Genomic DNA, 22,540 nt, shown 5'->3' with positions numbered 1-22,540 from the left:
TAGGGCGATGTCAGGGGCTCGGCGGGTTCTCGGCGCTCGGCTGGGCTCCTGGGCCCGGATGTCTCGGCGCCCGGCGGGTCTCATGTAGGGAGCGGCCTTCCAGCGTCCTACCGGTCCCGTGGCCCCTGCGGATACGACTGCTCGGCAAGCCTCAGGGACTCGGCGCGGTCAGGTACCGCTGGATCGTCGGTGCCAGCCATGCCACGATCTCCGCCCGTGCCAGTTCCACCGCCGGCGGCATCCGCAGCACGTACCGCGTGAGCGCCAGGCCCAGCAGTTGCGACGCCATGAGTGCGGCCCGTGCCGGGACCTGGTCGAGGTCGGGGCACACCTGCCGGGCGACCGGCATGAGCTGGTCCCGCAGGATGCCCTGCATGCGCTCCGCCCCGGCCTGGTTGGTCACGCCGACGCGCAGCAGGGCGGTGAGGACCTCGTTCTTTTCCCACATGTCGAGGAAGTGCTCGACGAGGATCCGCCCCGCGTCCTGTCGGCGGTCCACCCCGCTCACGTCCGGCAGCCGCAGGTCGATGGCGACGGCCGCCGCGAAGAGGCCCTCCTTGTTGCGGTAGTACCGCATCACCATCGACGGATCGATGTTCGCGTCCTTTGCGATGGCGCGGATGGTGGCTCGCTCGTATCCGTCGGTCGCGAAGCGCTCGCGGGCCGCCGCGAGGATCGCGCCGCGAGTGGCGTCGGAGCGGCGGGTGGCGCCTGACCCGGGAACCGTGGGAGTGCTGTCGCTGCCATGCATGCCAACAAGCGTAGGCCAACGGACGTAGGTCAACAAGCGTTCGCCAACAACTGTTGACATTTTCCTTGGCGCCTCGTTACGTTGGTCAACGAGCGTTGGCCAACATTTGTTGGCAATGGGCGATGGCAAGCAAGCGTTGGCAACAGGAGGCCACCATGAACGGCACCGCCACCCACCGCACCGTGATCATCGTCGGCTCCGGCCCCACCGGCCTCCTCCTCGCCGGTGACCTCGCCACAGCCGGCGTTGCCGTGACCCTCGTCGAGAAACGGCCGCGCAAGATCAGCAACCTCTCCCGCGCCTTCGGGGTGCACGCCCGCACCCTGGAGCAGCTCGACGCCCGCGGCCTCGCCGACGAACTCCTCACCACCGGCGAAACCATCACCGGCCTGCGGCTCTTCCGCCGCCTCTCCCTCGATCTGAGCACGCTGCCCTCGCGTTTCCCGTTCCTGCTCATCACCCCGCAGTACGAGGTCGAGCGGCTCCTGGAGCGGCGTGCCCAGGAGGCTGGGGTCGAGTTCGCGTACGAGAGCGAGGTCGTGGGGCTGCGGCAGGACGACGAGGGGGTCGACCTCGACGTGCGCGGCGCGGACGGGGCGGTGGTCACCCGCCGGGCGGCCTATGTCGTCGGCGCCGACGGTCACCGGAGCGCCGTGCGGGAGACGATCGGCCTGGACTTCCCCGGTGTCTCCATCATCAAGTCGCTGATCCTGGCCGATGTCCGGCTGGCCGAGAAGCCCGAGGGCGTCCTCACCGTCAACGGCCGCGGCGACGCCTTCGCGATGATCGCCTCCTTCGGCGACGGCTGGTACCGGGTCATGGGCTGGAACCGCCGCAACGAGGTCTCCGACGACGCCCCGCTCGACCTCGACGAGGTCAAGGAGATCACCCGCCGTGCCCTGGGCGCCGACTACGGCATGCACGACGCCCGCTGGCTCTCCCGTTTCCACAGTGACGAGCGTCAGGCACCGCACTACCGGGTCGGGCGGGTCTTCCTCGCCGGGGACGCCGCGCACATCCACTCCCCGGCCGGCGGGCAGGGCATGAACACCGGCCTCCAGGACGCCGCCAACCTGAGCTGGAAGCTGGCCGCGGCCGTCCAGGGCCGGGCCCCCGAAGGGCTCCTCGACAGCTACGAGGCCGAGCGCCACCCGGTCGGCAGGGCGGTGCTGCGCAGCAGTGGCGGACTGGTCCGGCTGGCCCGTGCGCGCAATCCGCTGCTGCGTGCTGCCCGCGCCCTTGTCTCCGTGTTCGTCGACATGGCCCCGCCCGTCCAGCGCAAGGCCCTGGGTCAGATCACCGGGATCGGCTACGCCTACCCCGCCCCCCGCGGCGCCCACCGCCTCACCGGCACCCGCGTCCCCGATGTCGCCCTGAAGGACGGCCGGCTCTACGAGGCGCTGCGCGGCGGCCGGTTCGTGCTGATCACCCCCGGGACGTACGAAGGCCCAGGTGTCCGTGAGGGGTGGCTGACGGTCGAACGCTGGGCGGGCGACCGCCGGACGACCGTCCTGGTACGGCCCGACGGATACGTGGCCTGGGCGGCGGAGGGTGCGGACGCGGTGGGGATCCGGGAGGCGGTGGCCCGGCATCTGGGCTAGAGCCTGTCCGATGGGTCAGGCCCTGCGGCCTGCCCGACAGGGCTTCGGGCTTGCGCTTTCCGTTGCGGCAACTTCTACGGTCAGGTGTGTGGCCGGAGAGACCGGCCCGGCGAGGGAGGCACCGCAATGGCCTGGTCGATCGCGGAGGTGGCGCGGGATGTCCAAGGTGACATCGCGGACGCTGCGGCATTACGACGAGATCGGACTGCTGCCGCCCGCATGGATCGGGAGCAACGGGCACCGCTACTACGAGGAGGCCGATCTGCTGCGGTTGCAGCAGATCCTGCTGATGCGGGAGCTGGGCCTGGGGCTGCGCGAGATCCAGGCGGTCCTGGACAGCCAGCTCGACCAGGTGGCCGTGCTCCGTGAGCACCACCAACGGCTGCTCGCGGAACGGGACCGGCTGGAGACGCTGGCCCGTACGGTCGGCCGCACCATCGCCGAACTGGAAGAAGGTGAGGGCAAGGACCATATGGTGAAGATCAACAAGCCGGAGAACCTGTTCGAGGGGTTCCAGGCCCCCTCCGAGGCCGAGGCCGAGGTACGGGAGCGGTGGCCGCAGGCGTGGGAGCAGTCCCGGCAGGCCGTCGAGGCGATGACCTCCGAGGACACGGAGCGCTGGCAGCGTGAAGTGACGGCGCAGATGATCCGTATGGCGGAGTTCATGGTCGCCGGCACGCCGGTGTCCGACCCCGCGGTACAGGCCGAGGTGGACGCCAACTACCAGAACATCTGCCGGTTCTGGACCCCGACCGCGGCCGCGTACAAGGGAGTGGGCCAGACCTATGTCGACGACCCGCAGATGCGGGCCAACTTCGACAAGATCGCCGACGGTCTCGCCGTCTACCAGCGCGATGCGATGACCGTGTACGCCGACGCCCGGCTGAGCTGACCGCACGCACCTCAGGCCGTTTCGTTTGGATCATCGGATGGACCAGAGGAAGGTGCCTGCGATGTGGAGTCCGGCCAGGTAGATGGTGGCGGTCTTCTCGTAGCGGGTGGCGATGCCGCGCCACTGTTGGAGGCGGCTGACGCCGCCCGCTCTCCGGGGCGCGGCCCGGAGAGCGGCAGCGATGTAGTCGGGGCAACAGCTGGGAGAAGTTTTCGAACCCATCCGTGCAGTTCCTGGGATGGCTGCCGCGGTCCGTGGCTACTGGCGCTCCAGCGGGCGCCTCCACATGGAGAGCTTGAAGGAAGCCCGCCAGCGTGTCGGCTGCGTGGTCGCTGCGGCTGATCGAGCCGTGGTCCAGCGGTTCGCCTGGAACCCACGTCATGACGGTCAAGTGCAGGGGGAAGCGCTCGGGCGGTTCACCGAACCGTACCGGGGTGGGCACTGGGAGCGGCAGGCGCGCGGCCAGCACGGGGAACCACCGCCGCTCCTTGAGCTGGAGCTCCGGGGTCGGGTCCATGCGCTGCATGCGCACGGCCAACTCGTCCCCGAGGCACCACATTTGGTTGCCTCAGCCGCCCGTCACCTCGCGGATGGCCAGCCCTACAAGCTCTGGATGCTGCTCCTGCAGCAGGTCGCGGACCAGGTCTGCGGTGATCTCGATCTCGGTGTCGGTCGTGCGAAATGCAGTACTGAGGCGGGCAGGCAGAGCGGCTCTCGCTTCTCCGGAACGTCTCGCTGTGATTCCTCTGGCATCACCGCGTCGGCGCTGGTTTCCTCGACCACAATTCGCTCAATGTGAGCGATCCCGCCGTTGCGCCACTGCCGGTCGCGAGTAGGTCCGCGGCGAACCGCTTCTGGTGGTGGGGGCCGTCGACCTCGATGATTCCCACCCTGCCGGCCATGGCGATGAGGAAGTCCGGGTCCAGGCGTTGCCGACACCGACGCCTACCATCGGCAAGGGGAAGATGGAGATGGTGGAGCGGCTGGTGGCGCCGACCCGATGAGCTCGGCGGGCCGGAAGGCTATCGGACAGGACAGCGGTTCCAAGGTCTGATCTACTGATCGACTGAGCAACCAAGCGTGGATTCGGCGAGATCCTTCTGACCATCCGCCGGGTGCCAAAACGGGTGCTGCAAGAACCATTGAGGGGAGGGCTGCTCGTCCGCTTCGATGCCGTATCGGTAGTCGAAAGCGTTCCGGTCCATGCATTGCAGGTACGTGTCGAAGGAGCCTGCATGAAGGGCTCTTCGAGCAAGACGTGCGTCCTCCTCGACGGCTCCGAGTCTGCGTAGCGCTCTGGACAGGCCGCTCACATCGTGGTGGCCATAAAAGGAGACGGTGTCTGCCAGGCCCGCCGCGACGAGGCGAGCAGCTTCGGCCGGGCCGGCGGCCTCGGCCAACGCGTCGATGAGGGCCTCAGCGTCGTGGGCCCAATGGACCTTGACATATCCGGACGGCTTCCGGGCGAGGAGCAACGGGAGTGCGCCAGTGGGGTCCTGGTCGTGCATCAGCCGCAGCAGCCCGGTCACCGTCCGCGGGCTCTGCAGTTCCACATGGGCGGCCAGGGTCCTGAGGAACTCCTTCCGCAGCTGATCATCTGCGAGGTCCTTCAGAGAATCGCCCAGCAGCGGTTCCCAGTCAGTCATCCGTGAGCCGACCCGCTGCACGAGCCGGCTGCACTCCTCGGTTCTGCCCAGCGACTCGTAGAGGTTGATGAGGTCCACGGTCTTCCTCAGGCTGTCGGCGCAGACGGTGTCCCCAGGAGCACGTGCCAGCAAGGTCTCGGTCTCGTCCACGGCGTCAAGGGCGAGGAAGGCCCGGTACAGCCGGGCCACTCCCGCCGAGTCCGCGTCCGTCAGCTCGACCTGGGCGGCCGGCGATCGGGCGATGAGCCGACTCGTTGCTTCCCTGTCGCCGATTGCGTGCAGGCTCTCGAGCAGCATGGCCACGCCCATGGGATCCGTCAGCCCAACGCTAGAGGCGGGGTCGCGCCCAAGAAGTGCCCCAAGCGCTTCCTCGTGCCACTCCGCGGCCGAGATCCTATTGATCAGGCGGGCTGCGGTACGTGCGTCGTCGAGCGCCACGTGATGCACCGGGTCTTGATCCATGAGGGCATCGAATGCGTCAACGCCCGCCATGGTGCCTTCGTTCAGCATCGCTGTCATGAAGTCGGTGACTGCGCGCCCGTCGGTGACGGGAACCTCTCTGACGGCTCGCTTGATCGCCGTAGCAATGTGCCTGCCTGCCTTCACCTGGTCCAGTGCCGTCAGCAGGCGACCGAACTCCCAGGGATCGTCCGGGGGAAGGAACTGTGCAATGCGCCCGGCCAGAACGTCCGCTGCCTGATGGGCGCCTGCCTCGCCGAACAGTTCGAGGAGGATGATCGCGTCGTAGGTGTCATCGTCCGGCGCGCCGTAGATGTCGTAGTGCTCTTTGAGTCGGACGCTGGAAGCCGGGTCACGGTGCAGCAGAGTCTGCACGGCCTGGTGTGCGCCGGCTTCCAGGAGTGTTTCCAGCAGGTAGGCGACGACGCCGGCGTGTTCGAGCGGTATGGATCGGGCTGCTCGCTCGGCCAGCTGGTAGGCGGCTTGAGGCCTGTCGAGAGCCTTGAAGCTGTTCACCAACAACGCGACGTAGTAAGGGTTCCCTGCTGCTACATGCAGCTCGGGTCCGCGCCGCAAAACGATGTCGATCGCCTCGGTACGACCTGCTTCCTTCAGCTCCTCCAGGAGGAAACTGACCGCGTAGGGGTCAGTGAGCGGCGTGCTTCGCGCGATCCAGGAATAAGCGTGCGCCTCAGCTGCGAGCTGGTGAATAAAGGTCACCAGCCATCCGGCTGCGAAGGGCGCCTGCAGGATGAGTGCCTTGTGGCAGGTCAGGACTGCGCGCTTGCGCATGCCCCTGTTCCATGCGTGGCGGGCGAGCCAGGTCAGGTCTGCGCCGTCCGTCACATGATGCTCGGCGGCTTCCCAGAAGGTGGCGGGAATCGGCTGATCTGCTTGTTTCTCGCTGGCGTGCTGCTCCAGGTAGTCGGCCAAGGTGTAGATGCCGGGCGTGGCACCCATGCCGGTGGGGAGCGCGACGGGCTGTAGGGCGCTGGCGACGCCTTTGACCGGCTGCTGACAGTACTGGGTGGCGCGCTCGAACCAGTCTGCCGGTGCTGCGGCCCGTTGATGGTCCGTGAGGTAGCCGGGGGCGGCGTCGTGAAGGAAGGCTTCCGTCAGGGGGGTGCGCACGCCCAGGCGTCGGGCGTCGATGGCTGCGGTCAGGACGGCTCGCCCGTAGGGGCAGCGGGCGTGCTCCCAGCGATCGAGGAGGTCGGGGCCTGCAGCCAGTGTCTGAGCGATGGCTCCCGGCTCGGAGACGGTTTCCAGAGCGGCGCGCAATGCACAGTCGTGCTGCGCGAGGTCGTTGAGGTGCTCCAGCGCGGGACCGTGGAAGCGGTCGGGGACGTCGATCGCGGAGAAGGGGCGCAGCAGCTGGCGTGTCTGAGGGTGGAGATCGTTTCCGGACGGGTCCGGGGTGACGAGGGCGTCGTAGTGCTGGGGCCACATGGTGGCTATCAGCAGTCCCGGGCCTGGCCGTTCCAGGAGGTGCCGCAGGGCAGCGGCGGCGCTTTCACCGGCGGGCTCGTTGAACAGGTGGTGGGCATCATCCAGCCACAGCACCGTATCGCTGGACACGGTCTGTGAGTCGACAAGGGCGACCACGGCTTCGGCAGTCTTGGGGTGGATCAGCCGCCAGTGGGGCAGTACGGCGCGGACGGCTTCGTAGGCGGTTCGGGTCTTGCCGGTGCAAGATGATCCGCGCACGACCAGGAGCTCGAACTGGTCGCCGCTGGCGATCCTTTGGAGCCGTCGCCGGATCTCTGTGTCGTGTGGACGAGGCACGTAGGTGGGGAGCACGAACCCCGAGGCTGGGCGGCGTGCGCCGGGACTCGGCGCTGCGGGGTGCACTCCCAGGCGCTGCGCGTCCCAGCCAGCTGTGGTCTTGCCGGTCTCGGGCAGTCGAGCGGGTGAGATCCGCTGGCGGGCGGTGGGCGGGTGACGGCAGAAAAGGGTTGCCCATGACGGGCCGAAGAACTCCTCGACGATCTCGGGGAGATCTCTGAGGCGTTCGGAGACCGATTCCAGGCCCCAGGGGATGAAGGTGATGCCTGCTTCACTCAGCCGGTCGGCCTGTCTGAGGACCTCCTCGGCAAGCTGGGTCGGTTTCAGGGAGTGGGTGGTGGCGTAAATGAAGGTCGCACTGCGCGCGGCCCAGGTGCCGGCCAGGAAGTCATCGACCGCTGCCCGTATTTTCGCGGGTGTCAGGTCCTTGATCCTGCGAGACTGGAGGGTCAGGTACCGGCGGCTGCTGCTGGGCGCGTCGGAAGCGGCGAGGCGTACATAGAGGTCGATACCGTCCTGCCTCTGACCGGGAGTTCCGTACTGCTGCGCGTACACGGCGCTGCCTGAGCGCTCTGCCAGCCGCAAGAACAGCCTCTCCGTGTTTTGCCAAGTCACCTCGGCCAGCGGCAGAACTTCCGGAGACGTCTCAACCGGAGGCGGCACGGCTGCCCCTGTGGGGGCATCTGTGAGCCACGCTGGGAGGCGGCCGTCGTACCTGGCCTCGTCATCAAGCTCCACGCGTCCATCGTGACACGCGACTGTGACAGTTGGAGCCGCAGCCGGCCACGGAGCGGTGGTAGCACAGGGCAACGCTTCCTTGGCTGCGGGGAGGAGGCATCCGGACACGACAGCGGGCAGCACCCGTGGCGTGGGCGTGAAGCCCGTTCTCCCCGTCCTGTTGCGGGAGGACACTGACGGCCGCATCCCGGCCACGGACTTCACAAAAATCCTCACGGACGTCCTGGCTGCGGCACAGCCGGACAGGTTCGAAGCGTAGAGGGTGACGCACCGGAAGTCCTGGAGGAGTCAGTTGTCGCACCAGGCGCTCATGCGGTCGGCCACGTGCGCGGTGTGGAGTGCGAGGGCGTCGCCGAGCGATCGTGCTTCATCCGCGGGGAAGTAGGCGTCCAGGAGGCCGTAGAGCGGTGCGTCCGGGGACAGTCGCTCCTGCACGTCCCGCGTGGGCCTGTAGTGGACCAGGGTGTTCCTGAACCCTCTGTGAGCCTGAAGGATCAGGTTGCTCATCGGGGCGTCGAGGATGTCCTTCAGCAGCGCTCGGTCCGGCGGGCGGAGCCCGGCTCCGTACTGGTCGTCGAGCTTGCGGAGGCTGGAGAGGACGTGATGAAGGGTGATGTAGCGCAGCTTGAACAGTGTTGTCGCCGAGGAAGGGGTGATGTCCTCGGCGAGGAAGACGTCAACGGTGTTCAGCGCGCATGTCATGGCCGTCAGGGAGGCCTTGATCTCCTCTCGGAGGGCGGGATCGAAACTTCGTCGGTAGTGCTTCTCGGCACGCACCTCGTTCTCGGTGAGATCCGCTTTCTGCATCGCGTCGAGGGCGGCCTGCCCCTGCCATGGCAGGCCCTCTGCCGCCGCAGCGATGTAACTGCCCTGTTCCGCTGCGATGGCGTGCAGTTTGGGACCGAGCACGTCCTGGTCCTTGAAGGCCTGCGGGGGGAATGCCAGGAAGAAGCTGGCTGTGTGAGAGGTCGAGACAAGCCTGCCGCGAAAGCGCCACAGGACGAGATCCCTCTCCAGCCCCCGTGCCAGCGGCAGCCAGGTGTTGTCGAGGAACTCCTGACGGTGTTCCTCGATGATGCGCCGGAAGTCGGCGCCGACGTCGTCCAGTTCCTTGTACTTGTCGTCGTAGAGCTTGACCGAGTGCCGAGCACGCTCGATGGCGGGCGCGCAGTCGTAGGCGAGTGCGTCCGCGAGGTCGGGAGCGACGTGGCGAAGTGCCCGGTGGGACTCGTGGATGATCAGGCACATGTAGTTGTGCATGCAGAAGATCGGGAGGACAGCCTGGTCGGGGGCAGCCATGACGCTGTGGGCGAAGCGTCGCAGGAACATGATGTCCTGCGCGATCAGTGCGAGGGCGATGTCGTTGCCGGGGGCTGTAGTCGTCACGGCCGTGCTCTTCTCCGGGTGCTAGGGGCGGGGTCGCCTCTTGTCGTACAGCACCGGTCCCGACCTGGTGTCGGCTAGGGGCCGGGCAGGTGCTGACGGCATCGTGTCAGCAGTCGGCGCCGGGGCACATCAGGTTTTGGCTCCGCAGACCAGCGCGGATCCGGAAGGAGCGTGCAGCCGGGCGGCGAACGGTACTACGCGGCGTTTCCCAGCGAGGCAGACGTATCAGCCCCGCAGGTGCGCTCGTTGTCCGCGGTTGGCGGACGCCAGCAGGGCAGATCGCACCGCCCTGCCCCCAGGCCCAGTCTCGGCACGGTCCGGCCAAAGGCGCGCTGCAGACCGCCGCGACGCGGCACCCGCAGCTGGGCGTAGCGGACGCCGGTGACGGCACCGAGGTGCTCATGTTCAACGGCCCCCCGCGGACGCTGTCTTGAATGTCCTCGACGAGAGTTACGGGCGGGTACGGCAACGTGTCGGCGTCCACCCCGAACAGGACGCCCACGGATCCGTGCCAGGAGACGACGCCTGTCCAGTCGAACAGCTGATATTCGGCGAACCGGCATCCCCGGACAGCCGCTGACCAGGCCCGCCACTTCACCGGCAGCTGGCCGGGCATCACGGTCCCCCACCACAGCATCTCTATCTCGGATCGACTCTGCGCGGTCGCTTCTCGTGGCAGCGCCTCACGGAGCCTCGAACTACCGGTCGTGCCTGCGCGGCCTTCGACACTGAGCGGCACGCCAGCACCATGCCGAACGACACCGGTTGCGGCACATGACGAGTTCAACGGGCGTTGCGTCACGAAGGCATGGTCGTTGTACGAGTGGGCGGCTGCTGGCTGAGAAGGAGCGCAGTGGGCTGAGGCCAGGTTCTGAAAGGGAGTGGTTCATGTCGAGCGTGCCTTCCGTTGGTGGGCGCCATACCGCTGCCTCCGTTGCCGAAGACGAAGGCGCTACGTCGTTGAGTCCAGCATCAGGTCCCGCTGGCGCTTCTTCTGTCGTCGCCCCCTTGCTTCGTCACCTTGCCGTCATTCCTGACGGCAATCGGCGCTGGGCCAGGGCCAGGGGCCTATCGAGCCTGGAGGGGCATCGGCGCGGGTGTGAGCGGACTTTGGAGTTGCTCGACCGGTGTCGTACGGACACTGGGATCGAGGTTGTCACGCTGTGGACGACGTCCGTGGAGAACCTCCGTCGGCCGCGTGTGGAGGTGGACCAGGGGCTGCCAGTTATCGCCGCCTTCGTAGGACACCTCGCATCTTTGGGACTGTGGCGTATCGGGTTCCTCGGCAACCTGGATCTTCTTCCGCCATCGGTGGCGGAAGAACTCCGCGACTACGGACACCGCAGCAGTCCCGTGAAGGGTCCGCTGGTGAATTTCGCCATCGCTTACAGCGGTCAGGAGGAGATCACCCGAGCGGTGCACAGGCTCCTGGAAAGCCGCATCGCAGACGGCAACCTCCTTTCTGATGGTGGGCCGGTCGACGCTGGCGAACTGGCCCGGCATCTGGACACGGCTGGTCAGCCCGATCCGGATCTGGTGATCCGCACCTCCGGCGAGAGCCGGCTCTCGGGCTTCATGCCGTGGCAGACGCTGCACTCCGAGCTGTACTTCTCGCCCGTCCTGTGGCCGGACTTCGACGGGGCGGCCTTGGAGGAGGCGTTGGAGGACTATCGGGGCCGTCGGCAGCGCAGAGGACTGTGACGTGCCGTCCGCGGCGCGGTCCGCGCCGGGAGGGGCATTTCTGATCGAGCAGACGGGGACACATGTGATGCGAACGGCCGGTCATCAGGCACGTGCGCTGGATTGGGACGCTTCGGCCACGTGTGGGCCGAGCCTGCGCATGAGGGATGTACGCAAGGGCTATCGGGGCCGCCCGGTCCTGCGGGGGGTGTCCTTGGATTTGTTTCAGGGACAGCTGGTGGGGGTGGTGGGTGAGAACGGCGCGGGCAAGAGCACGCTGCTACGGATCCTCACCGGTGACCTCGCCGCGGACAGCGGGGTGGCGGAGTGCCGGGGGGTGGTGGGCAGCTGTCCGCAGGACGCGGTGCTCCATGGGGCGTTCACCGTCGAGCAGCATCTGCGGTTCTTTCACACGGCCTATGGCCTGAGCTGTCTTGACCGGGCCTTTGAACTGCTGGATCAGCTGAACTGCACCGGTTACCGGGACCAGCGCGTGGAGACGCTCAGCGGTGGGACCCGGCAGAAGCTCAATCTCGTTCTGGCCCTGATGCACGATCCGCAGGTACTGCTCCTGGACGAGCCGTACCAGGGCTTCGACTGGGACACCTACCTGCGGTTTTGGGACCTGGCCCGGGCTTTGTGCGACCGGGGCTGCGCGGTTTTGGTGGTCTCCCACCTCGCCTACGACGCCTCCCGGCTGGACACCCTGTACCGCCTGGAGGAAGGCGTGCTGCGTGAAGCGGAACAGGCCGACACGGGTGGGTGGGGCTCGTGAAGCGGTGGTGGTCGTGCCTGTGGAGCGCGCTTGGGTTCGCGCTCATCGAACAGGCCCGCAACCGGTTGGCGCTGCTCATCGTGCTGCTGTTCGTCCCCCTGTGGACGACCCTGGCGTTCGAGGTGGTGGCCCGGACACCGCTGCGGTTCCATGTGCGCTCGGTGGACCGGTGGCTGGTCATGGACGCCAACGTCCTCACTCAGATCACCGGGGCACTTCAGGCTCTGACCTTGGTCATCGCTTTCATGATGTTCATCTCCACGGCCCGCTCCGCGCTCTTCGACCGGCGCCTGGTGCAGGCCGGCTACCCCCGGTCCTGTCTGGCGGCGGCGAAATGCGCCACCCTGGTCCTGGTGGCCGCGGTGGTCGCTGTCTACGCCACCGCCTGGACCCACCTGCTGTGGTACCCGGCGCAGCCCATGGTGTTCGCCGCGGGCATGTTCACCGGCGCCCTCACCTACGGAGCATTCGGCATCGTGCTCGCGGCCGTGCTGCGCAGTGAACTCGCCGGGATGTTTCTGGCCATCATGACCAGCTCCATCGACCTGCTGCTGCAGAACCCGATGATCAACCCGAATGCCGACAGCCCTGTTGTGCGCCACCTCCCCTCCCACGGCGCGGTGCAAGCCTCCGTCACCGCCGGCGCACTGCACACCGTGCCCTGGAGCTCCTTGTTGCTGGGCGGCGGGTGGGCTCTGGGCATGGCCGCGCTGGGCATGACGGCCTTCGCCGTACGTACCCGCACGCAATGTCTACCGGTTGCGCAGGCGGCTGGTCAGGACACGGCGCCCGGTGTCACCGTTCCGGCGCCGTGACAACCGCCTGCGCATGCAGACGACCCGGTGGGCCGGCTGCTCCATGGCCGCCGTGGATCACACGTAGGGCTGTCTCTGACCTGCCGCAGAATCGCCGTCCTTCATGCGCGTCGTTCCCCAGGGCACGAGGCGCGTCGCTCCCCTCGCCCCCGGCCTGCGGAACCCACCGGGCACCGCCGTTCGTTGTCGTCGGGAGGCTAGGAGATCCGTTGCATGGCCCATTGCGGCAGGTACTCGAAGAACGCGACCGCGTCCGGTCGCCACCTCGGGCGCCAGCCGGCCGCCTCGGCCGAGGCCAGTTCCGCACAGCGCTGCATGCTCGTCCGCATCGTCGTCGGCACATCCCGGCGCTCGGCGATTTCACGGACGGCCCCGATGGTTTCCTCGGTGCAGTCCGGGTCACCGAGCGCGGAGGTCACCACGGACTTCTCGGCGTCAGTGGCGGCTGCCAGGATGGTGTGGACCGTGTAGTTGCGCCGCCCGTCCCGGATGTCGGTCCCCGTGGGCTTACCCATGATCTGTGCGTCACCGAACAGGTCGAGGTAGTCGTCGCGCATCTGTCCGCCGATCCCCACCAGGCGGGCGTAGCGGCGCAGTTCCTCCTCACAATGGGCGGGTTGTTCGCCGGCGGCGAGCAGCCCCAGCTGCATCGGGGCCAGGATCGAGTAGCGAGCGGTCTTGTAGTCGGCGACACAGTGCAGCGCTTCCTCGTCCGTGGCCGGGCCGAAGTCCCGCTCAAGGTCGATGATCTGGCCCACGAAGGTGTCGGAAGCCGCCCTGCTCTGCACCTCGACCATGGCCTGCCGGATCGCGGGGGGAGTTTTGGACTCCAGAAGGACCCGCAGGGACAGGGCGAGCGCGAGGTCACCCGCAAGGATGGCCAGGCCGAGGGCGGCCTGCGGATGGTCGGGGAACCTGTGACGGTAGGCGTAGTAGGTGGAGGGACCGCCCCGGCGGGTGGGGCTGTCGTCGATGATGTCGTCGTGGATCAAACCGTGCGTCTGTAGCAGCTCGACGCTCAGCGCGGCGTCGTCCACCGCCGGGCCGGGTTCAGCTGTCACCAGGCGGGCAGCTTCCTCGACCAGCGTCACTCTCATCCGCTTGCCCCCGCGCAACGACAGATCCCGCAGCAGGTGCAGGCACTCGGGCGTGAACCTGCTGAATGACGGCACCGCCAGAGCAGCGCCGAGGTCTTGGAAGTACTTCTCGAACAGCGTGTTGAAGTGGTTCTCATATCCGGCCAGACGCGCCTGGATCTGGGTGGTGAGGACAGCGGCATCCGTCACAGGGAAAACCTCCTGATCGAAAAGACGTCTGAAAGGGCTGGCGGCAAAGGCAGTTGTACGTGCGGGCAGCCGGAGTCCGATACACCTGCGTGGCGCGTCGTCCGGCTGGCGCACCGCGCCCTTCGACGGCTGTCCGCGCGTGAGGGCTTGAGGTCTCAGGAGGTGTAGGAGATGGCGGCCACGGCCAGGCAGTGCAGCGCACGGTAAGCGGCGGGCGGGTAGGGTGCCGCCTCCAGCATCTGCACGACGCGATCGTGACGGGCGGTGATCATGGCCTCGGTCCGTTCTCGCGCTCCCGTCGATTCCAGAATGGCCCGCACTTCACTCGCCCCGCTCGCATCCAGGTTGGGCTGGCCCACCAGTTCGCTGAGGCGTTGCCGCTGCACAGGACTGGCCGCCTGCATCCCCAGGGCCAACAGCACCGTCCGCTTTCCCTCCCTCAGATCGCCCAGTCCCGGCGCGCACGCCCCGTCCGTGCTGCCGAACACATCCAGCAGATCATCCCGAAGCTGGAACGCCTCACCGAGCAGCAGCCCCAGCGCCGTGAACGGCTCCAGGATGTCCGCACCGGCCCCGGCGACAGCGGCGCCCAACTGCAAGGGGCGCTGAACCGTCGCGGTAGCCGCCTTGTAGCGGACGATCCTCAGCGCCGCCTCGACATCATCCGCGTCCCGGCCGGTGCCCATCACATCCAGGTACTGGCCGTACATGACCTCTTCCAGCATCGCGTCGTACAACGCGTGCACCGCGCGCTGTTTGTCGGGAGACAGCTGAGCGGTGTGCAGCAGCTCCTGCGCCCAGATCAGTGCCAGGTTCCCCACCAGCAGGGCACCACCCGCACCGAGCCGCTCCGCGCGCTGTGACGGCACAAGGCGTGTCCTCAAGGCACGGTGAACGGCAGGGCGGCCACGGCGACTGACCGAATCGTCCATGATGTCGTCGTGGATGAGGGCGAACGCCACGAACAGTTCGAGCGAGGCGGCCACCCGCACGGCCGACGTTGCATCCCCCTGACCGCCTGCGGCGTGCCAGCCGACTACACACAGCAAGGCGCGGATACGTTTGCCTCCAGCGGTCAGGAAGGACCGCAACGTGTCCACGACCTCGGGCGGCAGGTTCCGGCCGTCTGCCGCACAGGTCTTGTCGTCCAGGAAGTCCTGCAGTACGGCATCAACCTGCTCGCGTACGGCCCGCAGGTTGATTTCTTCCTGGATTTCCGTAGCAGTCGATGTCACAGACTCGCCCCGCCGATCCCGGGCGCAGGATGGCCGGCCCGGTACGAGAAGAGCGGAGCCCGGCAGCTGGACAGGGCCAGTGCGCCGGGGTCTTGGAACGGCTCACGCCGACTGTTGCGCAAGGTCACCCATTTGATCTGCATGCATCGTCAACGACAGAAGCGGCACTAGATCACGCCCCCTGCCCCAGCGGCGGCCTTCCGTCTTCGTCCGCCAGGACCATCGTCCTGCAGCTCCCCCCCAGGACGACAGACGCGTCTGCACATCCAGGCACGCCGACGACCAGGCCCGTCCCCTACGCAGGCAACGCTTTGGCGCCCATGCGTTCTTGAACCAGCAGACGCAGACAGGCCACAGGCTGCTTTCGCACGGGACCGCGCGTTACCCCGGTACCCATCGCTGCGATGGTCTGGAGTCTCAGGTGGTGCAGACGCAAAACGCAGCGCATCAGGGGGCGGTGGCGCTCCGGAACCTCGTCGAGGATCCGGCTTGCCTCTCTGAGCGTGGCATGCGCGGAGTCGACAGTTGCTGAGATGAGTGCGCGGACACCTGGAGTGTCTCGGCCTTGTTCGAGATCGCCGCGCGTCACGCCGTGCCGCTGAAGGTCATCGGTAGGCAGGTAGAGGTTTCCGCCTCGCAGGTCCTCCGCCAGATCGGCGAGGAAGTCGGTGCGCTGGCACCCGTCGGCGAGCATCCGGCAGGCCTGGGCGAACTGCTCATCACCGCCGGCGGGATGCACCAAGCCCGTGGTGAGCATGAGGAAGGGCCAGGTGAGCTGATCAATGTACGCCTGGTAGTCGGACTCGTTGACGAAGCCGGGAAAGGCCAGATCAATCTGCGCACCCGTCAGGTAGGACTCCACCCAGCGCCTCGGCAGACCAGCCACGACAGAAGTGTGCAGGAACGCCCGCAACAGCGGGTGCTCCGCTCGGCCCGTGTCCAAGCCGGATTGCACCAGCCCCACCCACCGGTCGAAACGCCGCTTGCGTTCCTCGATGGCCCCCGAATCACACACATCGTCGGTGAACGACGCGAACGCGAAACCAGCGAGCAAATGCGGCTGGGACTCCGCGGGCGCCAGAACTCGCACAGCCGCGTAACCCGCCGGATCGGTACGCACAAGGAACCGCGCCACGTGCGCGTAGTCGGCTCGCAACCGTTGCCCGACCACTCCTGCTGCATCCAGACCGTTCCCCCAAGAACGCACAGGCTTCCCTCGCTCACATCAGAAGTGTGCAGGTCAAAAGCGCACATGCACCGACGTCGTCCACCCACTTCAACGAACGCAGAACGCCGCCGTCACGCCTTCGGCCACACACGTCGCACCGCTGCGAGCTATACAGCGCCGCTCACGCCTCCAGACTGGTAGCAGGCGCTGACCCACTGGCGCTCAACCCAGAACGGTCAAAGAGCAGCTCTGAGACTTCTGGCCCTGCCGTCCGGTCCCACGACCAGTTCCAGATCACTCAAGACCCTTGCACATGACGTGATCAGCGTCGATGGCCGCGCTCGGAGCGCAGATTCCTCGCGCGCCGCCACGCCGACCTGCTGGCCCCGGGCGTGCGCGGTGTGGTGTGGTGTCCTTCGCCGATCCCGTCCCCCGGCGCACGCTTGCGGCGGCCTGATCATGACGGGGCACTACGGCTGGATCTACCAGGCTACGAACGGTGTCTACGCCGGCAGGGCGACCGCGCGGACCATCAAACTCCTGCCCGACGGCACCGTCTTCCACGATCGGGCGGCACAGAAGATCCGGCGCCAGGAGCAGGGCCAGCGAGTATGCAGAAGCCCAGCTCATCGCGCTCGGGGCGCCGGTGCAGCGGGCTGGTGCCAACCGGGTCCTCTGGCTTCCGGGAGGCCCTGGTCGCGGTCGGTGCTCGCAACGTATGCCACCGCGGCGTCACCGCTATGCGTTCCGGCTCGGCCGCACTCGCCGCGAGCGAGAGCAGATCAAGCTCGGCCTTGCGTTCGTGGAAGTCGTTCGCAGCACCATGGGCAGCGAGCGCCTGGCCGTGAAGCTGATCGAAACGCCAGACTGTTCCAGTACGAAGTCCAGCCCGTCGGGCGACGCCGACCGACGTCCACTGGATCTACCTGCCCGACGTGGCTCCGCTGGTACCCGGTCTTCCCTCGCGTCCTCTTCGTGCTTACCGGCGCATCCCGGGCCAGGCTGGGTGACCGAATCAGCGATCTGCAGGCGATGGTCGCTCAGCACCCGCTCGTCGCAGCCCTCGCCTGCGGGGTTCAACTGGGAGCCGGCGTCTTGGAGGATGTCTAGGAGCACTATCCGTCCGAGTCGGTGTGGGTGCCGTTGACAGGGAGCGAGCCCCACCCGTGTACCGATCTGTGATGACGTCGTCCATGAGGACCGGGAGGGTGGGGCCTACATGTTCAGCCTGGTGAGCCTGGCTCTGGGGATGGCCAGGCCAGGCTCGCCGGGCTGTACCACTCCGCCCTTACCTGCTTTGGCAGCCTGGTCGGCCCCTGCGCCACCTGTCAGCGCTCCACGGTACGGCAGCGGCGGCAGCCCCCTGTGTGAATGGTGCATGGCCCAATGGGTCCCGGGCGTGCCAGGCAGCGGTCGACCGTGACTTCATCGAGGCGCACCGTTCCTTCGTGAGGGCGGGCTCCTGTAGTGAGTCGCCTGTTCAGCGGATCGGCGCCCCGGGGCCCAGCGGCACCCCGAGGGCGTACCAGACCGCGAACAGCGCGATCCAGGCGGCCATCATCGCCATCGCGGCCGGAAGCGTGAAGGACACCAGAGTGCCGATGCCCGCCTTCTTCTGGTACGTCTGGAGGTAGCCGACGGTGAGGACGAACGTCGCACTCATCGGGGTGATCGAGTTCGTACAGGAATCCGCGATCCGGTAGATGGCCATCACCGTCGCGGGGTTGGCCCCGATGAGCATCATCATGGGAATGAGCACGGGAGCGAGGAGCGCCCATAGTGCGGTCCCACTGGTGATCAGCAGGTTCAACATGGCGATGCCGGCGATGAGCAGCATGAGCACCACGAAGATCGGCGCGTCCAGCCCCTGCAGTACCTCGGCTCCCCGAACCGCGACGACGGTGCTGATCGAGGTCCACTGGAACAGAGCCAGGAACTGGGAAACCGCGAAGAACAGTACGAGGAGCGGCGCGACGGACTTGAGGCCGTCCGCCATGAAGTTCGGTATGTCGCCCGAACTCGTGAGCCGGCCGGTCCGGTAGGCGTAGGTGGCCCCGATGACCAGGAAGAACGCGCTCAGCACCACCGCGATGCTGTTGAACAGGGTGGAGTCGAGGATGGCGCCGTTCTCACCGCGGAGCGGGGAACCGGCCGGAATCATTCCTACCGCCAGCAGTCCCAGGAAGACCGCGGCGACGACACCGGTGGCGCGCAGCGCGCGCAGCTCGACCTCCTCGGGAATGGTGTCGGTCCGGGTTCCCGTGGTCGGGCCCGTGGCGCCCTCGTCCTGGACGAGTTCGTGCTCGCGTTTGGACAGGACCTTCTCGGTGACCACCGTGAGGACGATCGCGAGGAGAACCGCGGAGGCGGTGGTGAAGTACGTGTTGTCGGTGGCCCGGACGACCGTGTCCGGGTCGACGGTCTGCGCGGCCTGGGTGGCGATCTTGGCGAAGATGACGTCGCCGGGAGCGATGAACGGGTTCGCGTCACCGGCGGCGTTGATCGACAGGAAGCCCACGATCATGCCCAGCATGGGAGATCGTCCGACCGCTTTGAAGACCAAGGCCGCCAGGGGGATGAGAATGACGTACGCGCTGTAGGAGAGGAACTTGGACAGCGCCCCGGCGAGGCAGACAGCGAACACAGCGTAGCTGGGGCTCACCCGGCCCAGGGCATGCCGGGCCAGGGACTCGAGCATGCCGGAGCGGTCGGCGACCGCGAGGCCGAGCATGATGATGATCACGGTGCCCAGCGGGCCGAAGGTCAGGAACGACTCCTCGACCCCCAGGAGCAGCTCGCGTATCGCGACGACCGACAGGGCGTTTTTGACCGGAGACGGGTCGCCGGTCGCCGGATCCGCGACGGAGACATCGGCCGCGGCCATGATCGCGCTGGTTACGGCGACGAGACCGAAGAGGATCGAGAACAGCCAGAACGGGTGAGGCAGTCTGTTGCCGACTCTTTCGACCCTGTCGAGGAGGCGAGTGAGCCCTCCCGAGGGGTGCGCCGGACCTGACCGCTGCGGCTCGGGCTGCTGTGGTTCGGACTGCTGTGGTTCGGACTGCTGTGGTTCGGACTGCGCTGGATCAGATCTGGAGATCATGCTTCTGACTTCCTTTGCCGGAGGGTCATGTTCGCATGTCGATGCGAAGGGCACCTTTCCCCTGGTCAAGGAGGATTTCGGTACCATACGCGCGCGACAGCGTGCGGAGACGTTCGAGGATTCGCGCCGCTGCGGAGGCGCTCGCCGGCTGAGGCGTTCCTCGGTCGGAGTGGTGCGGTGTGTCGTAGGTGAGGGTGAGTGGGTGCAGGGCGATGTCGAGGGGCCCTGAGCGGGTGAAGGTGAGGGTGACCGCGACGCTCTCGAACCAGACCTGGTCGGCGAAGGGCCCCTTGGTCCGTTTCTGTTCGAGCATCTCGACGGAGGTGTGGCGGGTCGGGTCGAGGCCCGTGCGCCGCCACGCCTCGCGGGTCAGCGGAAACTGCCGGTTCTGCATGAAGACGAAGTTGCCGAGCGAGTAGAAGATCGGACGGCCGCGGTACACCTCGATGCCGCGCAACTGGTGCGGACCGTGGCCGAGGACGACATCCGCCCCTTCGTCGACGGCCGCGTACGCGAGTTCCCGCATGAAGGGGGGCGGCTCGGCGCTGTAGTTGCCGGGTTCGTGGGTGTGGAGGGCGACCACGGCGATGTCGGCGCTCTGTTTGGCCTGCCGCACGCTGGTACGCAGGGCGGCGGTGTCCTCCTCCTCGACCCGCCAGTACGGTCCGACTCGGCCGCCGGTGGTGTCGGAGGAGATGAATGCGGTTCCCTGGAGCGTCACGGAGCCGTCCCGTGCGTCCGCGCCGCGTGCCGTGTGGTGCAGGGACTCGGGCGGGAGACTGTCGCGGATCGAGGCCATGACCGCGAGTTCGGCGGGGTGGACGGCGAACCATTTCCTGGTGCGCAGGCCGTTGATGCCGGGGCGGGCGGGCACGATGCCGAACGGGTCACTGGCCAACGACATGGGCTGGTAGCGGGTCGCCGCCGACACGAGCGCGACCCGCCCTTGGCGGGTGGAGAGGTAGCGCGGGGCCCGTGCGGCGGTCAGCGATTCGCCCGCGCCGGCGTGGACGAGTCCGGCTTCGTCGAGGACGGCGCTGGTGGAGCGCAGGCCGGCCACCCCCCAGTCTGTGGCGTGATTGTTGGCCCTCGACACCATGTCCAGGCCCATGGCCCGGACATCAGCTCCGCTACGGACCGAGGTGACCAGCCACGATCCCCCTGGCTCGGCCTCCGGCCAGCCGCGGAAACGGTCGAAGTCGATCGCCGTCGTCTCGAAGTTCCCGATCGTGACGTCCGCGCCGCGCAGGACGTCGAGGAGACCGGGCGCGGTCGCCTCGAGGCGGGGGGTCAGGACGTCGTCGTCGAGGACGAGGTCGCCGACCGCGGCGAGGGTGATTCTCCTGCCGCTGCTCATGCCGAGTCCTCAGGGAGAAGGTGCAGGGTGATCGTGGAGCGTCCGTCGACGAACACCCGGTTCGTCGCGACCACCCGGCGACGGTCGGTGGTCTCGTCCTCGCCGGTGCCGGAGTTGACATCGAAGCGGGGGAAGTTGCTGGAACTGACGTCGATCCGGATCCGGTGACCGCGGGCGAAGAGGTTGGCGGTGTCGGGGGCCTGGACCGTGATGTCGTAGACCCGCCCCGGTTCGAGCGGTGACGGCTCCTCGTATGAGTCGCGGTACCGACAGCGCAGGATGCCGTCGGTGAGGTTCATGGCGAAACCGGCCGGGTAGTCGTCGATCGGCGGGTGGACATCGATCAGCTTCACCGTGAAGTCGGTGTCGGCCGCGCTGGAGGAGACCGCGAGCCGGGCCAGGACGGGGCCGGTCACGACAACGTCCCGCTCCAGGACAGCGGTCTGGAAGGTGAGCACGTCGGGACGGGCGTCGAGCGGCAACCGCGACCCCGCCAGGGAGAACGTCCGGTCGTCGGGGCGCTGGTCGAAGGCGCCGCCCACCATCACCGGTTCGCCGGACGTCACCTGCCCGCCGATCGTCGGCACCGGATCGCGGGGGTCGTGGTCGTACTCCAGGTACCCGGTGAGCGCCCCGGGCTCCGGCGTGAGTTCCCCGTCGGCGGTGAGGAAGAACTCCGTGGCCTGTGCGTCGGGCGGCGGCCAGGCCGAGCTGGCCTCCCAGCGCCCGCCGTGGTCGATCCGGCCGTCCGCGGTGCGCCTGCCCGACCCGCCACCCATCCTGAAGTAGCGGACTGCCGGGTCCGTCGACGGCGTCGGGGAGAGCTGCGAGTCGAACCAGTGGGCCCGGAACTCGACGTAGTCGGCCGCCAGGTTGCCGTCCAGGGTTGCCTCAGGACCGAAATCGACGTCCCCGGAGTAGGAGACGCTGCGCCGGCCGTGCGTCCAGGGACCGAGAACCAAATACGCGGGGCTCGTCTTGCGAACCCCCAGCTCGTGGAAGTTCTCGACGGCGGTCCGGATGTAGGGGTCGTACCAGCTGGAGATGTGCAGGCTCGGCACGTCGGGAAAACGGTCGAAATGGCCCCGCCCGTAGATACCGAGCTGCTGCCAGTACGGCCCGAACCGACCGTGCTCCCACTGCTCGAACAGATAGTCCTCGTACTCCGGAGCGTGCCGCAGGGGTGAGTGCCCGCGCCGCCACGGCAGCTGCCTGAACCACTCCTCGATCGACTCCCTGCCGAGCGCGGCATTCCGCACCGGATCGGCCAGGGTCGCCGAGCTGGTCCGCGCCCTGGCGAAGGCCCAGGTCGCCTGCTTGAGCTCGAAGGCTCCGCCCAACCGGACCCCGGTCTCGTAGGCGCTGGCGAAGCCGCCGGAGTCGAGGAACATCGCCGACAGGGACGGTGCCCCCAGCGAGGCGATCGCGGTCTGTACGTGGGCCGCGTAGGAGACGCCCATCGTGGCCACCCGACCGTCGCACCAGGGCTGAGCCGCGATCCACTCGACGGTGTCGTAGCCGTCCTCGGCTTCGTTGAGGTACTTGACGAACTCACCGCCGGAGTCACCACGGCCACGGCAGTCCTGCCGGACCACGTGGTAGCCGCGTTCGACGAAGCGCCGGCACACCGCCTCCGGCGGAGGCGGGTTCCAGGACTCGAAGGCCCCGTCCGAGCCGCGCGCCTTCCGGCGGCCGTAGGGCGTGCGCTCCAGCAGCACGGGCCGCGGGGCCGGGTCCGGGTCGGCCGCGTAGACGTCCGTGACCAGCTCGGTTCCATCGCGCATCGGTAGGCGGATCACCCGGCGCCATCCGGATCCCGGCTCCGGGACGGCCTGCCAGGGGCTCTCTGTCCCCGGAATGTCG

General features: G+C 67.7%; 14 protein-coding genes and 3 pseudogenes. 6 read left to right on the top strand and 11 right to left on the bottom strand.

Annotated elements, in window-relative coordinates:
- Positions 1-151: 151 nt before the first annotated feature.
- On the bottom strand, positions 152-751 hold the full coding sequence (locus tag ACZ5XS_RS15220; protein WP_468651358.1) for a TetR/AcrR family transcriptional regulator: 600 nt from the start codon (positions 749-751) through the stop codon (positions 152-154).
- A gap of 155 nt (positions 752-906) precedes the next feature.
- On the opposite strand from ACZ5XS_RS15220, the gene ACZ5XS_RS15215 reads away from it, so the two are divergent.
- Together ACZ5XS_RS15215 and ACZ5XS_RS15210 are read left to right on the top strand one after the other, a co-directional pair.
- Entirely contained in the window at positions 907-2,352 is a 1,446-nt protein-coding gene (locus tag ACZ5XS_RS15215) for an FAD-dependent monooxygenase (protein WP_468651356.1), read from the top strand.
- Between the two features lie 126 nt (positions 2,353-2,478).
- Positions 2,479-3,244, top strand: a pseudogene (locus ACZ5XS_RS15210) (MerR family transcriptional regulator).
- A gap of 30 nt (positions 3,245-3,274) precedes the next feature.
- Here ACZ5XS_RS15210 and ACZ5XS_RS15205 read toward each other — a convergent pair.
- The 4 genes and pseudogenes from ACZ5XS_RS15205 to ACZ5XS_RS15190 all read right to left on the bottom strand — a co-directional run bounded on the left by ACZ5XS_RS15205 (position 3,275) and on the right by ACZ5XS_RS15190 (position 9,258).
- Positions 3,275-3,466 carry a hypothetical protein gene (locus ACZ5XS_RS15205; RefSeq protein WP_468651354.1) on the bottom strand — a complete coding sequence of 64 codons (192 nt, stop codon included), beginning with the start codon at positions 3,464-3,466 and terminating at the stop codon, positions 3,275-3,277.
- A pseudogene (locus ACZ5XS_RS15200) lies at positions 3,420-3,950 on the bottom strand (phosphotransferase); the annotation flags it as partial. The pseudogene ACZ5XS_RS15200 and the gene ACZ5XS_RS15205, both read right to left, overlap by 47 nt.
- A 349-nt stretch (positions 3,951-4,299) precedes the next feature.
- Positions 4,300-7,872 carry a hypothetical protein gene (locus ACZ5XS_RS15195; RefSeq protein WP_468651353.1) on the bottom strand — a complete coding sequence of 1,191 codons (3,573 nt, stop codon included), beginning with the start codon at positions 7,870-7,872 and terminating at the stop codon, positions 4,300-4,302.
- Positions 7,873-8,160: 288 nt separating this feature from the next.
- Positions 8,161-9,258 carry a hypothetical protein gene (locus ACZ5XS_RS15190; protein WP_468651351.1) on the bottom strand — a complete coding sequence of 366 codons (1,098 nt, stop codon included), beginning with the start codon at positions 9,256-9,258 and terminating at the stop codon, positions 8,161-8,163.
- Positions 9,259-10,032: 774 nt separating this feature from the next.
- Here ACZ5XS_RS15190 and uppS point away from each other — a divergent pair.
- The 3 genes from uppS to ACZ5XS_RS15175 all read left to right on the top strand — a co-directional run bounded on the left by uppS (position 10,033) and on the right by ACZ5XS_RS15175 (position 12,528).
- A complete protein-coding gene (gene uppS, locus ACZ5XS_RS15185; RefSeq protein ID WP_468651349.1) occupies positions 10,033-10,959 on the top strand; it encodes a polyprenyl diphosphate synthase in 927 nt (308 codons plus the stop codon).
- 139 nt (positions 10,960-11,098) lie between these two features.
- Positions 11,099-11,713 (top strand): ABC transporter ATP-binding protein, encoded by a 615-nt coding sequence (locus ACZ5XS_RS15180; protein WP_468651347.1) that lies wholly within the window; start codon positions 11,099-11,101, stop codon positions 11,711-11,713.
- On the top strand, positions 11,710-12,528 hold the full coding sequence (locus ACZ5XS_RS15175) for an ABC transporter permease (protein ID WP_468651345.1): 819 nt from the start codon (positions 11,710-11,712) through the stop codon (positions 12,526-12,528). Before ACZ5XS_RS15180 ends, ACZ5XS_RS15175 begins: the two co-directional genes overlap by 4 nt.
- A gap of 197 nt (positions 12,529-12,725) precedes the next feature.
- Here ACZ5XS_RS15175 and ACZ5XS_RS15170 read toward each other — a convergent pair whose 3' ends face one another.
- From ACZ5XS_RS15170 to ACZ5XS_RS15160, 3 genes are all read right to left on the bottom strand, one after another.
- The gene (locus tag ACZ5XS_RS15170) at positions 12,726-13,814 is read right to left on the bottom strand and encodes a polyprenyl synthetase family protein (protein ID WP_468651343.1); all 1,089 of its coding nucleotides are present in this window, start codon (positions 13,812-13,814) and stop codon (positions 12,726-12,728) included.
- A 155-nt stretch (positions 13,815-13,969) separates the two neighbouring features.
- Positions 13,970-15,049, bottom strand: coding sequence for a polyprenyl synthetase family protein (locus ACZ5XS_RS15165; protein WP_468651341.1), 1,080 nt, complete (start codon positions 15,047-15,049; stop codon positions 13,970-13,972).
- A gap of 295 nt (positions 15,050-15,344) precedes the next feature.
- The gene (locus ACZ5XS_RS15160; RefSeq protein ID WP_468651339.1) at positions 15,345-16,205 is read right to left on the bottom strand and encodes a squalene/phytoene synthase family protein; all 861 of its coding nucleotides are present in this window, start codon (positions 16,203-16,205) and stop codon (positions 15,345-15,347) included.
- Between the two features lie 808 nt (positions 16,206-17,013).
- On the opposite strand from ACZ5XS_RS15160, the pseudogene ACZ5XS_RS15155 reads away from it, so the two are divergent.
- Positions 17,014-17,399 (top strand): annotated as a pseudogene (locus ACZ5XS_RS15155) (replication-relaxation family protein); the annotation flags it as partial.
- A 298-nt stretch (positions 17,400-17,697) separates the two neighbouring features.
- Here the strand turns inward: ACZ5XS_RS15155 and ACZ5XS_RS15150 are convergent.
- The 3 genes from ACZ5XS_RS15150 to ACZ5XS_RS15140 are packed head-to-tail and all read right to left on the bottom strand — an operon-like array spanning position 17,698 to position 22,461.
- Entirely contained in the window at positions 17,698-19,320 is a 1,623-nt protein-coding gene (locus ACZ5XS_RS15150) for an AbgT family transporter (protein WP_468651337.1), read from the bottom strand.
- Between the two features lie 25 nt (positions 19,321-19,345).
- Positions 19,346-20,677, bottom strand: a complete 1,332-nt coding sequence (locus ACZ5XS_RS15145; protein ID WP_468651335.1) for a CapA family protein — start codon at positions 20,675-20,677, stop codon at positions 19,346-19,348.
- Positions 20,674-22,461: a CocE/NonD family hydrolase gene (locus tag ACZ5XS_RS15140; RefSeq protein ID WP_468651333.1), complete on the bottom strand. Its 1,788-nt coding sequence runs from the start codon at positions 22,459-22,461 to the stop codon at positions 20,674-20,676. The genes ACZ5XS_RS15145 and ACZ5XS_RS15140 overlap by 4 nt, the downstream gene beginning before the upstream one ends.
- Positions 22,462-22,540: the final 79 nt, after the last annotated feature.

It is taken from the genome of Streptomyces sp. NPDC033131, from assembly GCF_055578365.1.
This window is presented reverse-complemented; position numbering and strand designations above follow the sequence as displayed.